Below are 21,161 nucleotides of genomic sequence, written 5' to 3' on the forward strand. Positions count from 1 at the left end.
ATTTCGCCATCGAGGGCAACCGAGTGCACCTGGAAGTACTGGACCCCTGCCGCGACCCCGAGCCGCCAGGCTGGGAGGAGTTCCGGCAGGCCGAGGGCCTGACCGCCGTCTGGGCCTACGACGTCATCGCCGCGTCGTCCGAAGGATCATGGGCCCGTCCTCTGCTGGCGGTGTTCCGCGACGGCGGTCGCGTCACCGGCGTGGTCGGCGCCGTCTACCTCGGCCTGCGATTACCGAACTCCCATCGCGCCCCGCGCCGCCGCCGGGAGCCGATCCTGCTCGACGTCCGCCTGCCGGCCCACTCCAACGGGCCGACCTGGCACTTCGCCGGCGACCTGTCGCCGGAGACCCGCGCCCGGCTGCTCCGGCAGTTCGAGCGCGCGGCACGGCGCCACCTCGGATGGGGGCTCGCCGGCGTGGTGTACCGCATGGTGACCGACCCCTGCGTACCCCTCGTCGCCCGCCGGGGCGCGCTCACCCGGGAGTCTCCGGGCAGTACGGTCATGCCGTTGCGCTGGTCGTCGGTGGAGGGATGGCTCGGCTCCCTCAGCAAGAATCGCAGGAAGTCGCTGCGCCGCCAGATCGCGACCGTCGCCGGGGCCGCCGATCTGACCGTCCTGGAGGGCGGCGGGCAGACCGACCTGGACCCGGTGGAGATGGCCGAGCTGAATCTCCGGCACACGGCCCGGCTGGCGACCCGCCTCGACCCCCGGGCGCCGCTGCCCGCCGCCTACTTCGCCACCCTGCTCCGGCGCGACGACGTTCGCGTCATCTCCTATCGCGAGGGAAAGCGGCTCCTGGCCTTCGCGCTCGTCTACGACCATCCGACCTCCCCGGTGAGCGGGCCGTGGGCGGCGTTGCGGCCGGAGGAGGGCGGCCGCAAGGACCTTTACTTCGACACCCACGTGCGGATCGTCCGGCAGGCGATGGAAGCGGGCGTCAAGCAGGTGCTCTTCGGCCGGGGCCGGGTGGACGTCAAGCAGTCGATGGGCTTCGAGTACGTCCCGATGTCCGTCGTCGCCGTCCCCCGGTGGGCGATGGGATGAGCCTCACACTGCAGATCGTCGACCCGCGCGAGGACCCCGAGCCCGCCGACTGGGAGCGCCTGCGCACCGCGGCCGGCCAGTGCGTCACCTGGCGCTACGACCTGCTGCGGGCCTACGCCTGGGCCGCACAGGCGCCCGTCCTCCTGACGGTCCTGCGCGAGGACGGGGTCGCGGTCGGCGCCGTGTCGGCGTCCCTGCGCGGCCTCCGGCCCCGCAGAGGGCTCTACGCCGGCCGTCGCGACCCGGCGGGGATCCTCGACGTCCACGCGCCGGGCAACCGCTCCCAGAAGGGATGGTGGTTCGCCGGCGACCTCGATCCGGAACGGCGACGCGAGCTGCTGCGCGGCTACGTCAGCGGCGTCCGCCGGGAGCTGGGCGCGGGCTGGCGGAGCTTCGTGTGGCGGGAGGTGTCGCCCGGCGAGCCCGCGCTGCTGCCCGGCCGGGTCCGGGTCAACCTGCCGACCGAGCCGCTCGCCCGGCTGGCCACCCCACGGACCGGCATCGACGACTGGTACGCCCGGCTCGACCGCGCCCGCCGCGACTCGCTCAGGCGGCGCGCCAGGGGCTTCTCCGCCGATCCCGGCCTGTCGGTCCAGGTGGGGCCGGCCCGCGAGCTGGTCACCGGTTCGGAGGCCGCCGCGCTGCGCGCCGAGAACGACCTCAAACACCGCAACAGGCTCTTCCCGCTCGCCCCGCTGCCGCTGCCCTACCTCGAAGCCCTGGTCGGCGGCGACGAGGTCGTGGCGATCGCCTACCGCGACGGCGGCGGGCGGCTCCTCGGCCTGTCCCTGATCCTGGACCACCCCCGATGGCCGGTGTGCCTGAGCTGGGGCGCCCTCCCCCCGGAGGACGGCGGGCGCAAGCACCTCTACTTCGACGGCTACGTCCGGATGGTCGAGTGGGCCATCGGCGCCGGCAAGACCGGGCTGGTCCTCGGCAAGGGGCAGGCGGAGGCCAAGAGGGACCTCGGTGCGGAGCTCGTTCCCTCCTCCGCGCTGGCCGTACCGCTCTGACACCCCTCCGACCTTGGACACTCTCGTGACTTGCGTGCAATGCGGGCACCCGCATCCGTCGCTGATCAGGCGGCGCCTGCGGCCGGCCCGATACTCCTGCCGCTCCTGCGGCGCGGTGTTCCCGCCCGGCGCGATCCCCGCCGCGCACTCCGCCCCCGGCTCCGCCGTCGGCCCGGCCGCCGGCCGTGAGCCGCCCGCGGCGCCGCAGGGTGATCCGCTGGCGGCGTTCATGCCCGCCCGCATGGTCCGCTGGGTGCGCGAGGAAGCCGGGCAGGCACCGGTCCCCGACGCGCCGGACCGGGCCACGCTCGCGCGTTGGTACAAGGACTTCGACGCCCTCGTCGTCGCCGCCCGTACCTCGGCCGAGGCTCGGGCCGCCCTCGAACGGGTCAGCGAGGTCCCCCTCGACCTGCTGCCCGCGAGGCCCCCGGCCTTCTCCAAGGTGTGCGCCGCGCTGCACGCGACCTGCTACGACGCCGGGCTCGCCGCGTCCAGGCTGGCCGGGCAGGATCCGGTCCTCGTCGCCGAACGGGTCGGCCACCTACGCCGCTGGCTCGCCACCGCGGGCCGCTCCACCACCTGGCTGGAGGCGCCCCCGTCGCCAGCGCCCGCCGCCGAGTCGGTCGAGGAGCTGCTGAAGCCGCCCGAGTCGTTCACCACGGAGCAGGTCCGGGCCCTGTTCTGCGCGCTGTTCGGCGTGGACAAGGGGCCGTCGGTGCCGGGCGTGCGCGACCGGTTCGGCGACGACCGCATCCGCGAGGCCCTGCTCGCCTACCTGAGGACGGGCGCCCGTCCCCTGCGCGACGCCGTCGCGGCCGACCTGGCGGCCGATCCGGCAGCCGGCGCGGGCGCCCCGTGACCGCCGCCGCGTCCCACAGCATCGGCCCCCGTCGCCTGCTGACGCTGCTGGGCGGTCGCGCCACCTTCCGCCTCCTGCTGTACGGCTCCGCGGGCGTGCTGGTCGCCGCGTGGAGCCGCGAGGACTTCAACGCGTACGCGGCCGCGGTGGGTGCGGTGGGCTGGCTCTGCATGGTGGTCCAGTCGGGCCCGGAGAAGGCGGCGCTGACCCTCATCCCGCGGGCCCGCCGTACCCGTGACCACATCACCGGGATGCTGCGCGCCGTCGTCGCCCGCGGACCGCTGCCGTTCACCGCGGCGGCCGTGGCCGGACTCGTCCTCGCGCCGCACTCGACCGTCACGATCTACCTGCTGGCCGTCGCGTACTACGTCTCCCTCGGCTGCGGCATGCTCGGCGTGGCCCTGCACCGCGCCCTGGGCAGGTACACCCGGGACACCGCCCACTTCTCGCTCCTCGGCCTCGGCATGATCGGCATGGCCGGCCTGGCGTTCACCTCGCATCTCCGGCCGGCCGGATACCTGGCCGGGCTGCTGGTACTGGTCACGGTGCTGAACCTGGCCCTGCTGCGCGGGCTGCCGGCCGGGGCCCGGGACCGCCCCGAAGCGCGGACGGCCGGACCGCCGCGCCGGACGTTGCGCGGCATCGTGGCCGGCACGGTGATGCTGATGGGCGCGGTCGACGTGATGGGCAACGCCATGGTCGGCACGCTGTTCGTGGAGTTGTCGCTCACCTCCCACGCGGACCAGAGCGGCGACTTCTACATGATGATCCTCGTCTGGGGCTTCGCCACGTCCGTGATCTACACGCTGCAGCGGATCTACCAGCCCAGGCTGGCGCTGCGGACGGGCTCGTCCGGCGCCGGGCAGGTGCGCGAGCTCGCGCGGCGGGTCGCCCTGCTGTCCGTCTGGATCGGCGGCGCCTGGCTGGTGGTCGCGGGGACGGCCCTCGCCGGCGGACTGGCCGGGACCCGCTCGCTGGTCGCGCTCGGCGGACTGCTGGCCTCGCTGCTCCCCGTCAACGCGCTGGCGGGCTTCGCGGTCTTCCTGCTGGAGAACACCGGCAAGGCCGGGCTGCGCGCCTGCGCGAAGGCGGTCGTCATGTCCTGGGCCGTGGTGGCCGTGCTGGGCGCGCTGGTGATCCCGTTCGCGGGGGCGGCCGGTGCGGTGTACGCGCTCGGAGCGCAGGGCTTCGTCCTGGGAACGATGCTGGGGAGGCGGATGTGAAGACCGGGTTGACCGTGCTGGTGCCGTGCTTCAACGAGGGCGAACAGGTGGAGGTCGCCCACAGGGAGCTGGTCGGCGCGCTCAGGGAGATCGACGAGCTGGAGATCCTGTTCGTCGACGACGGCAGCACCGACGACTCCCTCGACCGGATCCGCCGCCTGGCGCGGACGGATCCGCGCGTGCGGTACCTGTCCTTCACCCGCAACTTCGGCATCGACGCGGTCATGGCCGCCGGGTTCCGGTACGCGGGCCAGCCGTGGACCGTCCAGTGCGACGCCGACCTCCAGGTGCCGCCCGAGGAGATCTGGACCCTGCTCGCCAAGGCCGAGGAGGGCTACGACGTGGTGTTCGGCGAGCGGCGTGGCCGGCGCGACCCGCTGGTCCGCAGGGGCGGCTCGGCGGCCCTGCACTGGGCGGCCCGGCGCGTCTTCGGCATCGACATGCCCAGGGGCGCCTCCACCTTCAGGCTGGTGCGCACCGGCGTGGCCCGCACGATCACCGACCTGCGGCTGCCCTGGTTCATCCCGGCGGTGCCGCTCGTCGGCGCCCGGTACGCGGTCGCGCCGGTCACGCACCGGCCCAGGACGGCGGGCCGCTCCCGGCTCCGCCTGGCCCGGCTGGCCGCGCACTCCTTCGAGCTGTTCTTCGGCTTCTCCTTACGACCGCTCAACGCGGTGTACGCGGCGGCCGTGCTCGGCGGCGCGCTCGCCCTGGCGCTCGCGGTGCCGGCGTACGCCGGTGCGGAGGCCGGGCACCTCGTCGCGGCGACCCAGCTCCTGCTCAGCGGGCTGAGCCTGGCGGCGCTGGCGCTGGTGGGACGCTACCTCCACCGGCTGCTTCGCGACACCGGACGCCTGCGGCCGTATTTCGTCCGGGACGCCAACCTGGCGCTGCGCCCCGAGGACACGCTCACCGGCGGCCTGCCCAGCCCTCCTCCTCCCGGCCGTGCCCCGGGCCTCGCGGCGGACGACAGCGTGCCGAGCCGGACGGGGAGGGAATGACCGGACGAACCGGGGGCGGCGGTCAGCCGATGACGCGCGCGAGGTCGAGGTCGATGTCCACCTCGAAGCCGATGAAGGTCTCCAGGCGCTTGCGGTGGATGCCGGTCGGGACGTACGCCTTGACGGCCGGCTCCAGCTCGAACGTGTAGACCACAAGCCGGTCGTCCGCTTCCTCGACGCGCCAGAAATGCTCGATGCCCGCCTGGGCGTACTTGGCGGGCTTGGTGGTGCGGTCCCGGTCGATCGACGCCTCCGAGGCCACCTCGGTCACCAGGTGGACGTCCTCGGGCATGAAGGTCCTGGCCGTCAGGGTGAGCGCCGGCCGGCGCACGACCAGGAGGTCAGGCCTGGGCCGCTGACGGTGATCGAGGGTGACGGTCATCCCCCGGGCGACGGCGAACTCACCGGGAACGGAGAGCGCCTGCTCCAGCAGCCGCACGGTCAGCATGTGGGAGCCGGTCTGCGACGGCATCCACACGAGCGCGCCGTCGATCAGCTCCACACCCCGGGGCACGTCCTGCGGAAGCCGGTCGAGCATGTCGGCGGTCCAGCCGCCCGGCGGGCCGGGGTACGACCACTCCGGAAGCTCGTCCACCGCCCGCCCCTCTCTGGCCACCCGTCGTGGTGAGGATGCCACGGAGCGCGGTCGTCAGGAGTGGTCTTCGCGTCGTTCCGTGGAGCGGCGGTAGAGGTGGTCGATCTCGTCCAGCGGGTCCGGGACGCCGCGGCGCGCCTCGATCTCCAGGTCCGTGCGGACGTGCAGGTCGTCGATGCCGGCCGAGGCGTGCTGGACCTGGTGGCCGAGCAGGTCGGCGCGGATGCGGGCGCACATCGCCGTCAGCTTCGCCTGGTGCTCCCGGAGCTTGCCGAGCGTGACGTGGTCCACGTACGCGGACACGCGCAGCTGCTGGGCGTACATGCCGAGCTGGGCGTCGTGGACGTCGGCCTGCCGTGACAGGTCGGCGAGGAGCTGCGGCAGGTCGCCGAGGCCCCAGCCCTGCTGCTGGGCGGTCTGCACCGCCTGGCGGGTCAGCGACACCTCGCGCCGCAGGTCCAGCCGGAGCCGCTCGACCTCGGCCGCCTCGCCGGCGCCCATGGCGTTGACGTGGGTGGTCAGCCGGGTCGTCGCCTGCTTCGCCGTGACCGCGGCCCTGCGGCCCAGCTTGACCAGGAAGTACACGCCGACACCGGTCACCAGCAGCAGGAAGGCCAGGATCGCCAGCACGATGATAAGGACCTCGCCGATCGTGTCCACCTCCCGCTCGCGGTTCTCCCTTCGAGGATAGTGCGCCGGAGGCGCGGACGAGGAAAAGAGGCGCAGCGGATAACCAAGCAAGCCCTTGATTGGCGACCGGAGGCTGTGGTTCAGTCCTCGTAGCCCGGCGGGGTCGACGGGAGAGCGGACGCGAGGAGGCGGGCCCGTGCCGTACACGACGGTCGAGACGGACCAGGGCGCGGTCAGGCTGTTCCACACCGACGACGGGGCGGGCGCGGGGCCGCCGCTGCTGCTCGTCCACGGATGGGGCGCCGACTCCCACCAGTGGTCCTGGCACATCGACGCGCTCGCCGCCGAGCACCGCGTGATCGCGGTGGACCTGCGCGGCCACGGCTACTCGTCGGTCCCCGCCGAGGGGAACACCCCGCGCGCCATGGCCGGGGACCTGGTCGCGCTGCTGGACGCCCTGGGCGTGCCCGAGGCGATCGTCGTCGGGCACTCCATGGGCGGCCAGATCGCCTCCATCCTCGCCGTCGAGCATCCGGACCGGGTCGCCGGCGTCGTCGCCGTCGACCCCGGGTACGGCATCAGCCCCGAGGTCGCGCGCGGGTTCCCCCGGACGATCGCCGGACTGCGCGGCGAGAACGCGACCGAGGTCGCCGTGCGGCTCGACCGGTGGTGCACGAACGCCGCCACGCCCGCCGTCATCCGGCGCTGGCACCGGCGCAGGCTGTACGGGATGCCCCCGCACGTGCTGGCGCAGGCGTTCGAGGCCATGTTCGCGCTGCCCGGGTCGATGGGGGTCAGGCCGCACAGCGACGAGTACCTGGCCCGCCGGCACTGCCCCGTGCTGTCGATCTGGGCCGATCCGGCCAGGGCGCTCTGGGAGGCGGGGCTGCTCAAGCATCCCGGGTCGAAGGTCGTCTGCTGGGAGGGCTCCAGCCACCGGCTGCACGAGGAGCGGCCCGCGGAGTTCGTGGAGGTCGTGAGGGGGTGGGCGCGGGAGATCGTCGCCGGCCACCTGTGACCACGGGATCGCCGCGGAGACGGAGCCGGGAAGAGCGGTCCGGAACGGGCGGGGGAGCGTGTGGGCGCCGGGGCGGGGGCCACGGGGCGCCCACACGGGTCCTCCCTTGAATCCGCACGGCGATCGTACGAGCGGGCGAGCCCGCGGCGCGTCATCCCGGCGGGGGAGCGTCCATCAGCCCGCGGGATGACGCGCGAGCGGCCTTCCGGCGTGCCCGGACCCGCCGGGCCTTGCGGACGCCCCACCAGCCCACCAGCGCGAACAGCAGCACCCCGATGATCACCAGCACGGGCGCGAACACGGCGACCAGGCTCATCCCGAGCGATCCCGCGTCCTCCACGGTGCTGACCACGGGGGCGCCCACCCCGGCCGTGCCCGCGTTGATCACCGGGCGGGCGGCGGCCTTCAGGGCGTGCACGGCCAGGGCCAGCACGATGCCGAGCAGCCACCCGGCCCACGGGTTGTCGGCCATCCAGGTGGAGTGGTCCAGCTCGGCCGCGGCGCTGGTGGCGCTGAACACCACGCCGCCCGCCGCGGGCCGTACCACGGTCTGGATCATGTCGTTGACCGTGTCGACCGCCGGCACCTTGTCGAGCACCATCTCGGCGACGAGGAGCACGGCGATGACGGCGAGCACCCCCCAGTTGGACAGCCAGGAGTAGCCGTCGGGCAGCTTCACCGCGTCGGTGACGTTGGCGAGCACCCCCACCACGAGCAGCGGGATGTAGGCGTTCAACCCGGCGGCCGTCGACAATCCGAGCCCTGTCAGAGCAGCGAGCATGGATACAGTCTGCCCCGCGGACCCGCCTCGCGGCGGGCCCGGAGCGCCGCGGAGAGCGGGACGGCCGGGCCCGGCGGGGTCAGCCGGACAGCCGGCCGAGCCGCTCCACCGCGTCCGCGAACTCGCTGACCATGGCGTACACCACCTCGCGCGCCGGCCGCACCTGGTCGAGCTGGCCCACGACCTGGCCGACGAAGTAGTTGGCCAGATCCAGCGCCCCCGGCTCGCCCCGCTCGGCGGCGGCGCCGATGCGGGCCATCGCCGACTCGGCGACGAGCAGTTGCAGCGGCATGCCCAGCGGGCCGGGGCTCTCCTGGCCGGAGTCCCACTCGTCGGTCCACGCCGACCTGAGCTGGCGGGCCGGCTTGCCGGTGCGGGAGCGGGAGCGCACGGTGTCGAGCGAGGACGCGGCCAGCATCTTGCGCTTGACCGCGGGCGCCGTCTCCGCCTCCTCCGTGGTCAGCCAGACCGAGCCGCACCACACGCCCTCGGCGCCCAGCGCCAGGGCGGCGGCCATCTGCCGCCCGGAGGCGATCCCGCCGGCCGCCAGCACGGGCACCGGCCCGACCGCGTCCACGACCTGGGGCACCAGCACCATCGTGGAGATCTCACCGGTGTGCCCGCCGGCCTCCGTCCCCTGCGCCACGATGAGGTCGGCGCCCGCCGCCACCTGCCTGCGCGCGTGCTCCACCGTGCCGACCAGCGCCGCGACCGGCACCCCGGCCGCGCGCGCCTTCTCGACCAGCTCGGGAGGCGGCGGGCCGAGCGCGCTGGCGACCAGGCCGACGGGGTGCTTCAGCGCCACGTCGATCAGCCCGGTCGCGCCCGCCGCGGTCACCCGCCGGCCGAGCTCGTCGGGCGACCCGATCCCGGGCCCGCCGATGGGCCCGCCGGACCCGCCGACGCCGTACTTGGACATCAGGTGCGTGACGAAGTCGCGGTGCCGCTCGGGGACGGCGTCGGCCAGCCGCGCCTCGGCGTCGAGCGCCGACGCGTCGACCTTGCCGGGCAGCAGCACGTCCACGCCGTACGGCCGGCCGCCCACCCGCTCGTCGAGCCAGGTGAGCTCGGTGTCGAGCTGCTCGGGCGTGTACGCGATGGCGCCGAGCACGCCGAAGCCGCCGGCGTTCGTCACCGCGGCCACGACGTCGCGGCAGTGGCTGAAGGCGAACAACGGGAACTCGACGCCCAGACGCTCGCAGATGGCGGTGCGCATGGATCGACGCTAACCGTCAGAACGATGTTCGGTCCAGCCCCGGGTGATCCGGCGGCGTCACCAGGGTCGCGCCCGGGTGATGCGGCGCCGCCGAAGTTCCGTCGGCCGCGCCGGGCGCGTGCCAGCCGAGCTCCGGGCTGTACCCGCGCACCAGCCGCGCCGGCACCCCCGCCACCACGCTGTGGTCCGGGAACTCGCCCCGCACCACCGCGCCCCCGGCCACCACGCACTGCCGCCCGAGCCGCGTGCCCGGCAGGATGATCGCCCCGGCCCCCAGCCAGGAGCCCGCGCCGATCGAGACCGGGCTGTTGCGCGGCCACTGCCGCCCGATCGGCACCTCCGGGTCGTCGTAGACGTGGTTCTGGTCGGTGATGTAGACGTACGGGCCCGTGAAGACGTCGTCGCCGATGTCGATCGACTGGTGGGCCACGATGTGCGAGCCCCGGCCGATCGAGCAGCCGCCGCCGATCCGCAGGACCGAGCCGGGCCCCAGCTCCACGCCCGGCATCATGCCGCACGACAGCGACACCCGCTCGCCCACGAGTGTGTGGTCGCCGACCTCGATCCACCGCTCGCCGAAGATCGCCCCGGGCGGGAAGGCGATCTTCGCGCCCTCGCCCAGCCTGCGGAACCGATGCCCCGCGGGACTCGCCGCGGTGATGGCCCCGGCGTCGCGGATCGCCGTGTAGGCACGGTGGATGAGCGTGCCCAGTGCCCGCCGTACGCATGACATAGCGCCCAAAGTTACCGCTAGGTCATACCGTTCGGGCATGTCGGGGACGTTGTTTGATATCCTGAGAGCCCGTGGACAGTTCGGCCACGCCTCGAGCCACGGGAGCCCCTTTGCGCAGCGCATCGCAAACCAAGCATCTGTTCGTCACCGGCGGTGTCGCCTCAAGTCTCGGCAAGGGGCTCACGGCGTCCAGCCTCGGCCGCCTGCTCAAGGGGCGAGGTCTACGGGTCACCATGCAGAAGCTCGACCCCTACCTCAACGTCGACCCCGGCACCATGAACCCGTTCCAGCACGGCGAGGTCTTCGTCACCGACGACGGCTCCGAGACCGACCTCGACGTCGGCCACTACGAGCGGTTCCTCGACACCGACCTGCACGGCTCGGCCAACGTGACCACCGGCCAGGTCTACTCCAACGTCATCGCCAAGGAGCGGCGCGGCGAGTACCTCGGCGACACCGTCCAGGTCATCCCGCACATCACCAACGAGATCAAGGACCGCATCCGGGGCATGGCCGGTCCCGACGTGGACGTGGTCATCACCGAGGTGGGCGGCACGGTCGGCGACATCGAGTCGCTGCCCTTCCTGGAGGCGGTCCGCCAGATCCGGCACGAGGTCGGCCGCGACAACGTGTTCTTCCTGCACGTGTCGCTGCTGCCCTACATCGGGCCGTCCGGCGAGCTCAAGACCAAGCCCACCCAGCACAGCGTGGCCGCGCTGCGCAGCATCGGCATCCAGCCCGACGCGATCGTGCTCCGGTCCGACCGGGCGGTCCAGACCGCGATCAAGCGCAAGATCAGCCTGATGTGCGACGTGGACGAGGACGCCGTGGTCTCCGCCATCGACGCCGCCTCCATCTACGACATCCCCAAGGTGCTCCACGCCGAGGGCCTCGACGCGTACGTGGTGCGCCGGCTCGGCCTGCCGTTCCGCGACGTCGACTGGAAGGAGTGGGACCAGCTCCTGCGGCGCGTCCACCGCCCCGCCAAGGAGGTCACGATCGCGCTGGTCGGCAAGTACATCGACCTGCCCGACGCGTACCTGTCGGTCACCGAGGCGCTGCGCGCCGGCGGGTTCGCCAACGACGCCCGCGTCAACATCCGCTGGGTCAAGAGCGACGACTGCGAGAGCCCCGAGGGCGCGGCGCGCGAGCTCGACGGCGTCGACGGCGTGCTGATCCCCGGCGGGTTCGGCGTGCGCGGCATCGAGGGCAAGATCGGCGCGATCCGCCACGCCCGCGAGCACAAGATCCCGCTGCTCGGCATCTGCCTCGGCATGCAGGGCATGGTCATCGAGGCCGCCCGCAACCTGGCCGGTGTCGCCGAGGCCAACTCCGCCGAGTTCGACCCCGACACCAAGCACCCGGTCATCTCCACGATGGCCGACCAGGAGGACGTCGTCGCCGGCGAGCGCGACATGGGCGGCACCATGCGGCTCGGCGTCTACACCGCCAAGCTCGGCGAGGGCACGCTGGCCCGTCAGCTCTACGGCGGCAAGGCCAAGGCCGACGAGCGTCACCGCCACCGCTACGAGGTCAACAACGCCTACCGGGACCAGCTGGAGAAGGTCGGCCTGGTGTTCTCCGGGCTGTCGCCCGACGGCCGCCTGGTCGAGTACACCGAGCTGCCGGTCGACGTCCACCCGTTCTTCATCGGCACCCAGGCCCACCCGGAGTTCCGGTCCCGGCCCACGCGGGCCAACCCGATGTTCAAGGGCCTGATCGCCGCCTCGCTCGTCTACGCCGACAGTCGCGTCACCTCCAAGGTCGCCAAGTGAGGGTCGAGGACGCGCCCGAGGCGTGGGAGGTCGTCTCCTCCACCGAGCGGTTCAAGGGCCGGGTGTTCGACGTCGTCACCGACGGCGTCCGGATGCCCGGCGACGAGGTCGCCGACCGCGACTACGTCCGCCACGTCGGCGCGGTCGCGGTGGTCGCCCTCGACGCCGACGACCGGGTCCTGATGATCCGCCAGTACCGCCACCCGGCCCGCAGACTGCTGTGGGAGCTGCCCGCCGGCCTGCGCGACGTCGAGGGCGAACCCCTCGCCGAGACCGCCGCGCGGGAGCTGGCCGAGGAGGCCGGCCACCGCGCCGCCACCTGGCACACGCTGGTCGACCTGCTCACCTCGCCCGGCATGACGGACGAGCGCATCCGCGTCTTCCTCGCCCGCGACCTGACGCCCATCCCCGAGGAGGAGAACGGCTTCGTCCCCCGGCACGAGGAGATCGGCATGCCGGTCGAGTGGGTGCCGCTGCCCGACGCCGTCGAGCACGCGCTCATGGGGATGATCCACAATGCACCGGCCGTGGCCGGTATCCTCGCCGCGTACGCGGCATCGGTCGAGGGCTTCACCGGTTTGCGCCCCGCCGACGCCCCTGAGGCGTGACGGAAGGACCGAGTCGTGGAGGCGGTGCTCTCCAGCTACCTCGCCCATCTGGCGGTGGAGCGGGGTCTGGCTGCCAACACGCTGGCCTCCTACCGCCGTGACCTGAGCCGCTACGTGGACTACCTGCGCTCGCGCGGGCGCGCCGCGCTCGGCGAGGTGGCCGAGGACGACGTCCTCGGCTTCCTCGCCGCGCTGCGCGAGGGCGACGGCGAGCACCCCGCCCTCGCGGCCGCCTCGGCCGCGCGGGCGGTGTCCGCCGTGCGCGGGCTGCACCGCTTCGCGCTGCGCGAGGGCGTCACCGCCCACGACCCGGCCCACCAGGTGCGCCCGCCGCGCCAGCCCCGCAGGCTGCCCAAGCCGATCGCCGTCGACCAGGTCGAGCGGCTCATCGCCGCCTCCGGCCCCGACGGCGCGCCCCTGACCCTCCGCACCCGCGCCCTGCTGGAGGTCCTGTACGGCACGGGCGCGCGCATCGACGAGGCCGTGGGCCTGGCCGTCGACGACCTGGAGGACGACCAGGTGCGGCTGCGCGGCAAGGGCGGCCGCACCCGCGTCGTGCCGCTCGGCCGCTACGCCCGCTCCGCGCTCGACGCGTACCTCGTCAGGGCCCGCCCCGCGCTGCTCGCCCACGGCCGCGGCACCCCCGCGGTGTTCCTCAACGCGCGCGGCGGGCGCCTGACCCGGCAGGGCGCCTGGGAGGTGCTCCAGGCCGCCGCCGAGCGAGCCGGACTCCACGGGATATCCCCGCACGTTCTCCGGCATTCCTTCGCAACCCACCTCATCGACGGGGGCGCCGACGTTAGGGTGGTGCAGGAGCTGCTCGGCCACGCCTCGGTGACGACCACCCAGGTCTACACCCTGGTCACGGTCGACAAGCTCCGTGAGGTGTACGCCGCCGCGCACCCCCGCGCCCGGCAGTGATCTATAGTCTTTTGCGGCGTGCCACGGTTCGGCGTGCCGCCTTGCCGCGTTTAGTGATGACGCCATAGTGTCCGTCCGGACGGTCCGGTTCGGGATCGTCAGGGAGGTTCGAGCTGGTGACTGTGAAGACCAACGGTTCGACCCCGGGGACCCCCGACAACCCCTGGGGTGACACGAAGACCGACACGCCTTCCACCGGCGTGAACCTGGGCCCCACCAGGCGCCCGCGCCCGGTGTTCCCGGAGCCCGTGCCGCCGGAGGTCCACGGGCCGGCGCGGGTCGTCGCGATGGTCAACCAGAAGGGCGGGGTCGGCAAGACCACCACCACCATCAACCTGGGCGCCGCGCTCGTCGAGTACGGCCTCAAGGTCCTGCTCGTCGACTTCGACCCGCAGGGCGCCCTGTCGGTGGGCCTCGGCATCAACCCGCTGCAGCTCGACCTCACGGTCTACAACCTGCTGATGGAGCGCAACATCACCGCCGAGGACGTGCTGCTGGAGACCGGCGTCGAGGGCCTCGACCTGCTGCCCAGCAACATCGACCTGTCGGCCGCCGAGGTCCAGCTCGTCACCGAGGTCGCCCGCGAGCAGGTGCTCGGCCGCGTGCTCAAGCCGCTGCTGCCGCACTACGACGTGTGCCTCATCGACTGCCAGCCGTCGCTCGGCCTGCTCACCATCAACGCGCTCACCTGCGCCCACGGCGTCATGGTGCCGCTGGAGTGCGAGTTCTTCGCGCTGCGCGGCGTCGCCCTGCTCATGGACACCATCTCCAAGGTCCAGGAGCGGCTCAACGAGGACCTCGAGATCGAGGGCCTGCTGGCGACCATGTACGACGCCCGCACCCTGCACGGCCGCGAGGTGCTCGCCCGCGTCGTCGAGGCGTTCGGCGACAAGGTCTTCCACACGGTGATCAACCGCACCGTGCGCTTCCCCGACGCCACCGTCGCCGGCGAGCCGATCACCACCTTCGACCCGTCCTCCCTCGGCGCCAGCGCCTACCGTGAGCTGGCCCGCGAAGTGCTCTCGCGCTGGCCCGCGCCTGCCACAATGGCCAGGTGACGTCAGAGCGGGGGAGCGCCGTCCACGACGGGGACCAGGCCGCGAAAGCCGGGTTCCAGGTCCACCTGGACGTCTTCGAGGGACCGTTCGACCTGCTGCTGGGGCTGATCGCCAAGCACAAGCTGGACATCACCGAGGTGTCCCTGTCCCAGGTCACCGACGAGTTCATCGCCTACATCCGCTCGCGCGGCCCCGAGTGGGACCTCGACCAGACCAGCCACTTCCTGCTGGTCGCGGCCACCCTGCTCGACCTCAAGGCGGCCCGGCTGCTGCCCTCCGGCGAGGTCGAGGACGAGGAGGACCTCGCGCTGCTGGAGGCCCGCGACCTGCTGTTCGCCCGGCTGCTCCAGTACAAGGCGTACAAGGAGGTCGCCAAGGTCCTCGCCGCCCGCATGGCCGACGAGGCGCTCCGCTTCCCGCGCGCCGTGCCGATGGAGCCCCGCTTCGCCGAGCTCCTGCCGGAGCTCATCCTCGGCATCGGCCCCGAGCAGCTCGCGAAGATCGCTGCCAGGGCGTTCACCCCCAAGCCGCCGCCCACGGTCGGCGTCGGCCACATCTACCAGCCTTTGGCCAGCGTCCGGGAGCAAGCCGCTATCCTGGTCCAGCGCCTCAGGCGCATGCGCCGGGCCACCTTCCGGGCCCTGGTCGCCGACTGTGACGGCACCTTCGAGGTCATCGCCCGCTTCCTGGCCGTCCTGGAGCTGTTCCGCGAGTCGGCGGTCAGCTTCGACCAGGTAGAGCCGCTGGGCGACCTGCACGTCACCTGGACGGGCAGCGACGAGGGCGACGTCGCGGTGGGCGACGACTACGAGGAGAGCGCGCGAAGCGCGGAGAGCGCGGAGAAGGCTGCTGATGACTGACGACCGCCCCGGCGAGCACCCGGACGACCAGCCGGACGATCGGCCGGACGATCGGCTGCGGGACCACTCCGGCGGGCCGATGGACGCCCGCGCCGACGACGGGCCGCCCCAGCCGCGCAGGTCTCCGGAGACGCCGCTGCCGGCCTGGATGACCCTGCCGGGCTCCCTCGCCGCCCCCCAGCCCCGCACCCCGGCCCCCGCCTTCGACCCGGCCCCCGAGCCTGACCCGGACCCTGTCTACGACCCGTCCCCCGAGCCTGGCCCGGGCCCTGTCTACGACCCGTCCCCCGAGCCTGGCCCGGCCCCTGAATCCGACGCGGCCCCCGTCTTCGACCCGGCCCGCCAGCCCGACCCGGCCCCCGAGCCGTTCGCCGGCATGTCGGCCGTGGACGAACCGTGGGACGAACCGGGTCCTCCCCTGGGTGGGGGCCCGGAGGAGGAGGCGGGGGAGGACCCGGACGGCGGGCCCGCGCCGAGCCTCAGCGCCGCGCTCGAAGCCATCCTCATGGTCGTGGACGTCCCCGTCCCCGAGGTGACGCTGGCCCAGGTGCTCGAACGCCCCACCCACGAGGTGGCCGCCGCCCTCAGATCGCTGGCGGCGGAATACACCGAAGCCGGACGGGGTTTCGATCTGAGAGAGGTCGCAGGAGGCTGGCGGTATTACACGCGTGCCGACTGCGCGCCGCTGGTCGAGCGGTTCGTCCGCGACGGCCAGCAGACGCGGCTGACCCAGGCCGCGCTCGAAACACTCGCGGTCGTGGCCTACCGGCAACCGGTGAGCCGCGCCCGTGTCGCCGCCGTACGCGGTGTCAACAGCGACGGCGTCATGCGGACGCTCGTCGCACGGGGGCTGGTCGAAGAGGCCGGCACCGACCCGGAGAGCCAGGCAGTGCTCTACCGGACAAGCTCATACTTCCTTGAACGTCTGGGACTCAAAGACCTCAGCGAGCTCCCCGAGCTGGCTCCGTTCCTCCCGGACGACGTGGAAAACCTCGAGGAGACAACAAAGTGATCAACAGGCGCAGCACCCCGTCCGGTGATGGACGCGGTCGAGGACGCACCGGCGGCTCCACCGGCCGCGGCGGGCGTCCCGCCTTCCGCTCCGACGACTCTCGCGGCGGTTCCGGCCGCGACTCCCTTCGCGCCGACCGCGGCGGCACCCGCGCCCGGTACGGCGACTCCACCTCCCGCGACCGCACCGGCGGCGACCGCGGCGGCTTCCGCTCCGAGGGCCGCGAGGGCGGCGCCCGGCCGGAGGGCCGCGACAGCGGCTTCCGCAGCCGTGAGGACGGCTTCCGCCCCGACCGGCGCGACTCCGACCGGCGCGACTCCGGCAGCCGTGACTCCGGCAGCCGTAACTCTGGCGGCCGTGACTCCGGGGGCCGTGACTTCGGCAGCCGTGAGTCCGGGGGCCGTGACTTCGCCCGGCGCGACTCGGACCGGGGTTTCTCGGACCGCCGCGACGATCGTGGCGGTTGGCGTTCGGACCGCCGCGATGACCGTGGTGGTTTCCGTTCCGACCGTGGCGACGACCGTCCGGGCCCCCGCTCGGCCGGCCGCGACGACCGTGGCGGTTTCCGTTCGGACCGCCGGGATGACCGTGGTGGTTTCCGCTCCGACCGTGGCGACGACCGTCCGGGCCCCCGCTCGGCCGGCCGCGACGACCGCGGCGGCTTCCGTTCCGACCGCCGCCCCACGGACCGTGGCGGCTACGGCGACCGTTCCGGTTCCGGCGACAGGCCGCGTTACGGCGACAGGTCCGGTTCCGGTGACAGGCCGCGTTACGGCGACCGGCCCGGTTCCGGTTCCGGCGACAGGCCCCGTTACGGCGACAGGTCCGGCTCCGGCGACAGGTCCGGTTACCGCGACAGGCCGGGCTACGGCGGCGGCCACCGAGACGACTCCCGCACCGACGCCCGTGCCGAGTCCCGCACCGACTCCCGCGGGGACTCCCGTCCCGGGTTCCGGGCCGATCGCAGCGGCCGGCGCGACGACTCCGCTTCTTCCACCCGCGCCCGCTTCGGCCGCCGTGACGAGCCGCGCGGCTCCCGCGGCGGTTTCGAGACCATCGGCCGTCCCACCTCGGGAGGCCGTCCCACCTCGGGGGGCCGTCCCTCGTACGGCGGCCGGCCCGCGGGCGGCGGCGCACGGCGAGACGGCCAGGGCGGCTACGGCGGCCAGGGCGGCTACGGCGCCGGCCGTGGCTCCCAGGGGACGGGCAGGACCGGCCAGCCGGCCGACCGTGGCGGCGACGCGCCGCGCGACCGGTTCAAGACGGCCCGCCAGCCCCTGCGCGACCGCAACTTCTACCCCGAGGGCTACACCGACGAGCGCGACACCACCGAGGTCCCCGACGGCGTGCGGCTGCAGAAGGTCCTCGCCCAGGCGGGCGTGGCCAGCCGCCGCGCCTGCGAGGAGATGATCGGCGACGGCCGCGTCACCGTGAACGGCCAGGTCGTGCGGAGGTTCGGCGCCAAGGTCGATCCCGCCGCGCAGGTCATCCACGTCGACGGCAAGCGCATCCCGACGGCCCCCGACCTCGTCTACTACGCGCTGAACAAGCCCATCGGCGTCGTGTCCACCATGAGCGACCCCCAGGGCCGCCCGTCCCTGGCCGACTACGTCGAGGAGCTGGCCCCGCGCCTGTTCCACGTGGGCCGGCTCGACACCGAGACCGAGGGCCTGCTGCTGCTCACCAACGACGGCGAGCTGGCCAACCGGCTGACCCACCCCAGTTACGGCGTCCTGAAGAAGTACTGGGCCAAGGTGCCGGGTCCCATCCCGCGCGACCTCGGCCGCAGGCTCCGGCAGGGCATCGAGCTGGAGGACGGCCTGGTCAAGGTGGACGGCTTCACGATCGTGCAGGAGCACGGCCAGCAGGCGCTGGTCGAGGTCGTGCTGCACGAGGGCCGCAAGCACGTGGTGCGGCGCCTGCTGGAGGTGGCCGGCCACCGGGTCATCGACCTGGCCAGGATCGAGTTCGGGCCCGTCAAGCTCGGCCGTACCAAGCCCGGCACCATCCGCGCGCTCACGCTGAAGGAAGTGGGCGAGCTGTACGCAGCCGTGAAGCTGTAACCTGATCAGAACGCAGGAGCCCGTGCGGAGGTCCGCACGGGCTCCACCGCTTATAGAGGGGACGGATCACAATGGTGCGGGCGATCCGCGGGGCGATCCAGGTGGACGCCGACAGCCGTGACGCGATCATCGAGGGGACGACCGAGCTCGTCGCCGCGCTGATGGAGCGCAACCAGCTCACCACCGACGACGTGATCAGCGTGCTGTTCACCGCCACACCCGACCTGACGGCCGAGTTCCCGGCGCTGGCGGCGCGTAAGCTGGGCTTCCATGAGGTGCCGCTCATCTGCTGCACCGAGATCGGTGTGCCGGGCGCGCTGCCCCGCGTGGTACGCCTCATGGCGCACGTCGAGACGGACAAGCCGCGCTCGGAGATCCAGCACGTCTACCTGCGCGGCGCGATCGCCCTGCGCCAGGACATCGCCCAGTAGCGACGCCCTCCCACCGGCCCGGATCACCCGGAACACGACCCAGGACATCGACATGGCCTCCGAACTCCGCACCGTGCTCGTCGTCGGCACCGGTCTCATCGGCACCTCCGTGGCGCTGGCGCTGCGCGGGCACGGGGTTCGCGTGCTGCTCTCCGACCGCGACCAGGGCGCGATGCGCCTGGCGCGCGAGCTGGGCGCGGGCGAGGAATGGCAGCCCCAGCCCGCGACGGCCGCCGGCGCGGGCGGCGCGGACGGCGTGACCGGCGCCGGGAGGGTGGATCTCGCGGTGATCGCGGTGCCGCCCGCTCATGTCGCCACCGAGCTGCTCGCCCTCCAGCGGGCCGGCGCCGCCACCCACTACACCGACGTGGCCAGCGTCAAGGCCGTCCCCATCGACGGGGCCCGCCGGCTCGGCTGCGACCTGGGCGCGTACGTCGCCTCCCACCCGCTGGCCGGGCGGGAGAGGTCCGGTCCGGGGGCGGCGCGGGCCGACCTGTTCCTGGGCCGGCCCTGGGCGCTCTGCCCCACCCCGGAGAGCTCCCCGGAGACCAGGGCCGCGGTGCTGCGCCTGGTGGAGCTGTGCGGGGCCAACCCCGTCGAGGTACACGCCGACGACCACGACCGGGCCGTCGCCGTGGTGTCCCACGCGCCCCACGTGACCGCCTCGGCCGTGGCGGCCCGCCTGGCCGACGCCTCCGAGGTGGCGCTCGGGCTGGCCGGGCAGGGCGTGCGCGACGTCACCCGGATCGCGGGCAGCGACCCCGGACTGTGGCTAGGCATCCTGGCCGGCAACGCGGCGCCCGTCGCCGAGGTCCTGGAGGCGGTCTCGCGCGACCTGTCCGAGGCGGCGTCCGCGCTGCGCGCCCTGGCCGGCGGCGACGGCACCGCCTCCGGCGAGATCACCCAGCTCCTCAAGCGGGGCGTCGCGGGCCACGGGCGCATCCCGGGCAAGCACGGCGGTCCCGCCTCCTCCTACGTGATGGTCCAGGTCGTCATCGGCGACCGTCCCGGCCAGCTCGCCAAGCTGTTCCAGGTGTGCGACGAGGTCGGCGTCAACGTCGAGGACGTGCGGCTGGAGCACGCGCCGGGCCTGCCGCTGGGCATCGCCGAGGTGTCGGTCCAGCCGGACGCGGCACCGGTCCTCACCCGGGCCCTGCACGAGCGGGGCTGGCAGGTCCCCTGACCGGGTCGCCCGGCCCTCCGGGCGGCCGTCTTGCCGTACCCGGACGGCCTGTGGGTCAGGAGACGTAGCGGCGGGCCCGCGAGGTGGCCTGGGCCCGCTCCAGGCTCGCCAGGCGGACCTCCACCCGCTCGGGGACCCTGCGGCGTTCGGCGAGCACCCACGGCAGGCCGCGCAGCGCGTCCAGGGCCGCGAGCGCGGAGACGCGGTCGTGCGGCACGGTCCGCGCCAGGTGCAGCGTGCGGCGCACCGCCGCGCGCACCGGGCGGCGCAGCCAGGTGAACCAGAGCGTGTTGCGCAGCCCCACCCGCCTGCGGGCGTGGGCGTCACGGTTCCTGGACGCCTCGTGGTGGACGGTCAGCTCCTCCAGATAGCACAGCTCCCAGCCGGCGGTCGCCAGGTCCACGGCCAGCAGCTCCTCCTCGCCGCCCAGCCACAGCCGCCGCGAGAACCCGCCGCACTGCAGGAACGCGTCCCGGCGCAACACCGACGCGCCCGCCAGGAAGCTGCCCAGCGCCGGTCCGGGGAGCCAGGACGGGCCGCGTACGGGGGAGTCGCGCAGCTCCGGCACGATCGGGTCCTCCCGGCCGCCGGGCTCGGCGAGGATGCGGGCCGTGACGACCGCCAGGCGCGGGTGCGCGTCGAGCACGTCGGCGGCGCGGGCCAGCGAGCCGGGCTCCCACCAGGTGTCGTCGTCGGCGAACGCCACGTACGGCGTGTCCAGCCGCTCCACGCCGATGTTGCGGCCGACGGCGCCCAGGTTCTCGCGCAGCGCCACCACGTCCGCCCGGGGGTACGCGGCGGACACGGCCTCGGCCGTGCCGTCGTCCGAGCCGTTGTCGACCACCACGACCTTCGGGCGTTCGGGGAGGGCGAGCAGCCGGCCGACGGACCTGAGCACCTCCTCGCGCCTGTTCCAGGTGATGACGACGGCGCCGACCCGCGCGTCCGCCGCCGCGCACCCCCGGCCGTCTCCGGTTCCGGTCGCGTGCTCCCTGCTCTTCCAGGGGCCCGGCGGGCGTTCGTCGTCTTCTGGCCCCGGCGCGTGGCGCGGGCTCATCGGCGGTCCTCCAGCAGCCGGCGGGCCCGCTCGACCGCCGGGGGCAGCGCGCGCCGCTGTGCCAGCGCCAGCGGCAGC

Annotated in this window: 21 protein-coding genes; 15 read left to right on the plus strand and 6 right to left on the minus strand. The window is 73.8% G+C overall.

All coding sequences use genetic code 11. From position 1 onward, the window contains the following. Window positions 1–23: 23 nt before the first annotated feature. Genes ABZS51_RS06155 through ABZS51_RS06175 form a run of 5 tightly spaced genes read left to right on the plus strand, consistent with a single transcriptional unit; the run spans window position 24 to window position 5,142 of the window. Window positions 24–1,046 carry a GNAT family N-acetyltransferase gene (locus tag ABZS51_RS06155; protein ID WP_355436987.1) on the plus strand — a complete coding sequence of 341 codons (1,023 nt, stop codon included), beginning with the start codon at window positions 24–26 and terminating at the stop codon, window positions 1,044–1,046. Continuing rightward, on the plus strand, window positions 1,043–2,059 hold the full coding sequence (locus ABZS51_RS06160; protein ID WP_355436989.1) for a hypothetical protein: 1,017 nt from the start codon (window positions 1,043–1,045) through the stop codon (window positions 2,057–2,059). The genes ABZS51_RS06155 and ABZS51_RS06160 overlap by 4 nt, the downstream gene beginning before the upstream one ends. 34 nt (window positions 2,060–2,093) lie before the next feature. Further along, window positions 2,094–2,918 (plus strand): hypothetical protein, encoded by an 825-nt coding sequence (locus ABZS51_RS06165; RefSeq protein ID WP_355436991.1) that lies wholly within the window; start codon window positions 2,094–2,096, stop codon window positions 2,916–2,918. Beyond that, window positions 2,915–4,141, plus strand: a complete 1,227-nt coding sequence (locus ABZS51_RS06170; RefSeq protein ID WP_355436993.1) for a hypothetical protein — start codon at window positions 2,915–2,917, stop codon at window positions 4,139–4,141. The genes ABZS51_RS06165 and ABZS51_RS06170 overlap by 4 nt, the downstream gene beginning before the upstream one ends. Further along, on the plus strand, window positions 4,138–5,142 hold the full coding sequence (locus ABZS51_RS06175) for a glycosyltransferase family 2 protein (RefSeq protein ID WP_355436995.1): 1,005 nt from the start codon (window positions 4,138–4,140) through the stop codon (window positions 5,140–5,142). Before ABZS51_RS06170 ends, ABZS51_RS06175 begins: the two co-directional genes overlap by 4 nt. Window positions 5,143–5,164: 22 nt before the next feature. Here ABZS51_RS06175 and ABZS51_RS06180 read toward each other — a convergent pair whose 3' ends face one another. Both ABZS51_RS06180 and ABZS51_RS06185 read right to left on the minus strand, forming a co-directional pair. Next, window positions 5,165–5,737 carry a Uma2 family endonuclease gene (locus tag ABZS51_RS06180; RefSeq protein ID WP_355436997.1) on the minus strand — a complete coding sequence of 191 codons (573 nt, stop codon included), beginning with the start codon at window positions 5,735–5,737 and terminating at the stop codon, window positions 5,165–5,167. A 54-nt stretch (window positions 5,738–5,791) separates the two neighbouring features. Next, window positions 5,792–6,397, minus strand: coding sequence for a hypothetical protein (locus ABZS51_RS06185; protein ID WP_355436999.1), 606 nt, complete (start codon window positions 6,395–6,397; stop codon window positions 5,792–5,794). 166 nt (window positions 6,398–6,563) lie between these two features. Here ABZS51_RS06185 and ABZS51_RS06190 point away from each other — a divergent pair, with 166 nt between their 5' ends. Continuing rightward, a complete protein-coding gene (locus ABZS51_RS06190; RefSeq protein WP_355437001.1) occupies window positions 6,564–7,385 on the plus strand; it encodes an alpha/beta fold hydrolase in 822 nt (273 codons plus the stop codon). Between the two features lie 151 nt (window positions 7,386–7,536). Here the strand turns inward: ABZS51_RS06190 and ABZS51_RS06195 are convergent, their stop codons facing one another. From ABZS51_RS06195 to ABZS51_RS06205, 3 genes are all read right to left on the minus strand, one after another. Then, entirely contained in the window at window positions 7,537–8,166 is a 630-nt protein-coding gene (locus tag ABZS51_RS06195) for a DUF4126 domain-containing protein (protein ID WP_355437003.1), read from the minus strand. A 79-nt stretch (window positions 8,167–8,245) separates the two neighbouring features. Beyond that, window positions 8,246–9,382, minus strand: a complete 1,137-nt coding sequence (locus ABZS51_RS06200; RefSeq protein ID WP_355437005.1) for a nitronate monooxygenase family protein — start codon at window positions 9,380–9,382, stop codon at window positions 8,246–8,248. A gap of 16 nt (window positions 9,383–9,398) precedes the next feature. Beyond that, window positions 9,399–10,115 carry an acyltransferase gene (locus ABZS51_RS06205; protein WP_355437007.1) on the minus strand — a complete coding sequence of 239 codons (717 nt, stop codon included), beginning with the start codon at window positions 10,113–10,115 and terminating at the stop codon, window positions 9,399–9,401. A gap of 110 nt (window positions 10,116–10,225) precedes the next feature. Here ABZS51_RS06205 and ABZS51_RS06210 point away from each other — a divergent pair, with 110 nt between their 5' ends. The 9 genes from ABZS51_RS06210 (at window position 10,226) to ABZS51_RS06250 (ending at window position 20,026) form a co-directional block, all read left to right on the plus strand. Next, window positions 10,226–11,890, plus strand: coding sequence for a CTP synthase (locus ABZS51_RS06210; protein ID WP_355437009.1), 1,665 nt, complete (start codon window positions 10,226–10,228; stop codon window positions 11,888–11,890). Further along, window positions 11,887–12,498, plus strand: a complete 612-nt coding sequence (locus ABZS51_RS06215) for an NUDIX hydrolase (RefSeq protein WP_355437011.1) — start codon at window positions 11,887–11,889, stop codon at window positions 12,496–12,498. The genes ABZS51_RS06210 and ABZS51_RS06215 overlap by 4 nt, the downstream gene beginning before the upstream one ends. A 15-nt stretch (window positions 12,499–12,513) precedes the next feature. Continuing rightward, window positions 12,514–13,419, plus strand: coding sequence for a site-specific tyrosine recombinase XerD (locus ABZS51_RS06220; protein ID WP_355437013.1), 906 nt, complete (start codon window positions 12,514–12,516; stop codon window positions 13,417–13,419). 116 nt (window positions 13,420–13,535) lie between these two features. Further along, a complete protein-coding gene (locus ABZS51_RS06225) occupies window positions 13,536–14,477 on the plus strand; it encodes a ParA family protein (protein WP_355437015.1) in 942 nt (313 codons plus the stop codon). Continuing rightward, a complete protein-coding gene (locus tag ABZS51_RS06230) occupies window positions 14,474–15,337 on the plus strand; it encodes a segregation/condensation protein A (protein ID WP_310716703.1) in 864 nt (287 codons plus the stop codon). The genes ABZS51_RS06225 and ABZS51_RS06230 overlap by 4 nt, the downstream gene beginning before the upstream one ends. A gap of 376 nt (window positions 15,338–15,713) precedes the next feature. Then, window positions 15,714–16,349: an SMC-Scp complex subunit ScpB gene (gene scpB / locus ABZS51_RS06235; protein WP_355437032.1), complete on the plus strand. Its 636-nt coding sequence runs from the start codon at window positions 15,714–15,716 to the stop codon at window positions 16,347–16,349. Then, window positions 16,346–18,412 carry a pseudouridine synthase gene (locus ABZS51_RS06240; RefSeq protein ID WP_355437017.1) on the plus strand — a complete coding sequence of 689 codons (2,067 nt, stop codon included), beginning with the start codon at window positions 16,346–16,348 and terminating at the stop codon, window positions 18,410–18,412. Before scpB ends, ABZS51_RS06240 begins: the two co-directional genes overlap by 4 nt. 71 nt (window positions 18,413–18,483) lie before the next feature. Beyond that, window positions 18,484–18,843, plus strand: coding sequence for a chorismate mutase (aroH, locus tag ABZS51_RS06245; RefSeq protein WP_310716707.1), 360 nt, complete (start codon window positions 18,484–18,486; stop codon window positions 18,841–18,843). A 52-nt stretch (window positions 18,844–18,895) separates the two neighbouring features. Then, window positions 18,896–20,026, plus strand: a complete 1,131-nt coding sequence (locus tag ABZS51_RS06250) for a prephenate dehydrogenase (RefSeq protein WP_355437019.1) — start codon at window positions 18,896–18,898, stop codon at window positions 20,024–20,026. 55 nt (window positions 20,027–20,081) lie between these two features. Here the strand turns inward: ABZS51_RS06250 and ABZS51_RS06255 are convergent, their stop codons facing one another. Further along, window positions 20,082–21,083, minus strand: a complete 1,002-nt coding sequence (locus tag ABZS51_RS06255; RefSeq protein WP_355437021.1) for a glycosyltransferase — start codon at window positions 21,081–21,083, stop codon at window positions 20,082–20,084. Between the last annotated feature and the right edge of the window lie 78 nt (window positions 21,084–21,161).

Source organism: Nonomuraea sp. NPDC005501 (assembly GCF_040605905.1).
GTDB lineage: Bacteria > Actinomycetota > Actinomycetes > Streptosporangiales > Streptosporangiaceae > Nonomuraea.

Excerpts from the sequence above, each read along its gene's own strand:
- ABZS51_RS06160 (WP_355436989.1), top strand. The coding sequence starts at position 1,043 with ATGAGCCTCACACTGCAGATCGTCGACCCGCGCGAGGACCCCGAGCCC.
- ABZS51_RS06195 (WP_355437003.1), bottom strand. The coding sequence starts at position 8,166 with ATGCTCGCTGCTCTGACAGGGCTCGGATTGTCGACGGCCGCCGGGTTG.
- ABZS51_RS06200 (WP_355437005.1), bottom strand. The coding sequence starts at position 9,382 with ATGCGCACCGCCATCTGCGAGCGTCTGGGCGTCGAGTTCCCGTTGTTC.
- ABZS51_RS06205 (WP_355437007.1), bottom strand. The coding sequence starts at position 10,115 with ATGTCATGCGTACGGCGGGCACTGGGCACGCTCATCCACCGTGCCTAC.
- scpB (WP_355437032.1), top strand. The coding sequence starts at position 15,714 with ATGTCGGCCGTGGACGAACCGTGGGACGAACCGGGTCCTCCCCTGGGT.
- aroH (WP_310716707.1), top strand. The coding sequence starts at position 18,484 with ATGGTGCGGGCGATCCGCGGGGCGATCCAGGTGGACGCCGACAGCCGT.
- ABZS51_RS06250 (WP_355437019.1), top strand. The coding sequence starts at position 18,896 with ATGGCCTCCGAACTCCGCACCGTGCTCGTCGTCGGCACCGGTCTCATC.
- ABZS51_RS06255 (WP_355437021.1), bottom strand. The coding sequence starts at position 21,083 with ATGAGCCCGCGCCACGCGCCGGGGCCAGAAGACGACGAACGCCCGCCG.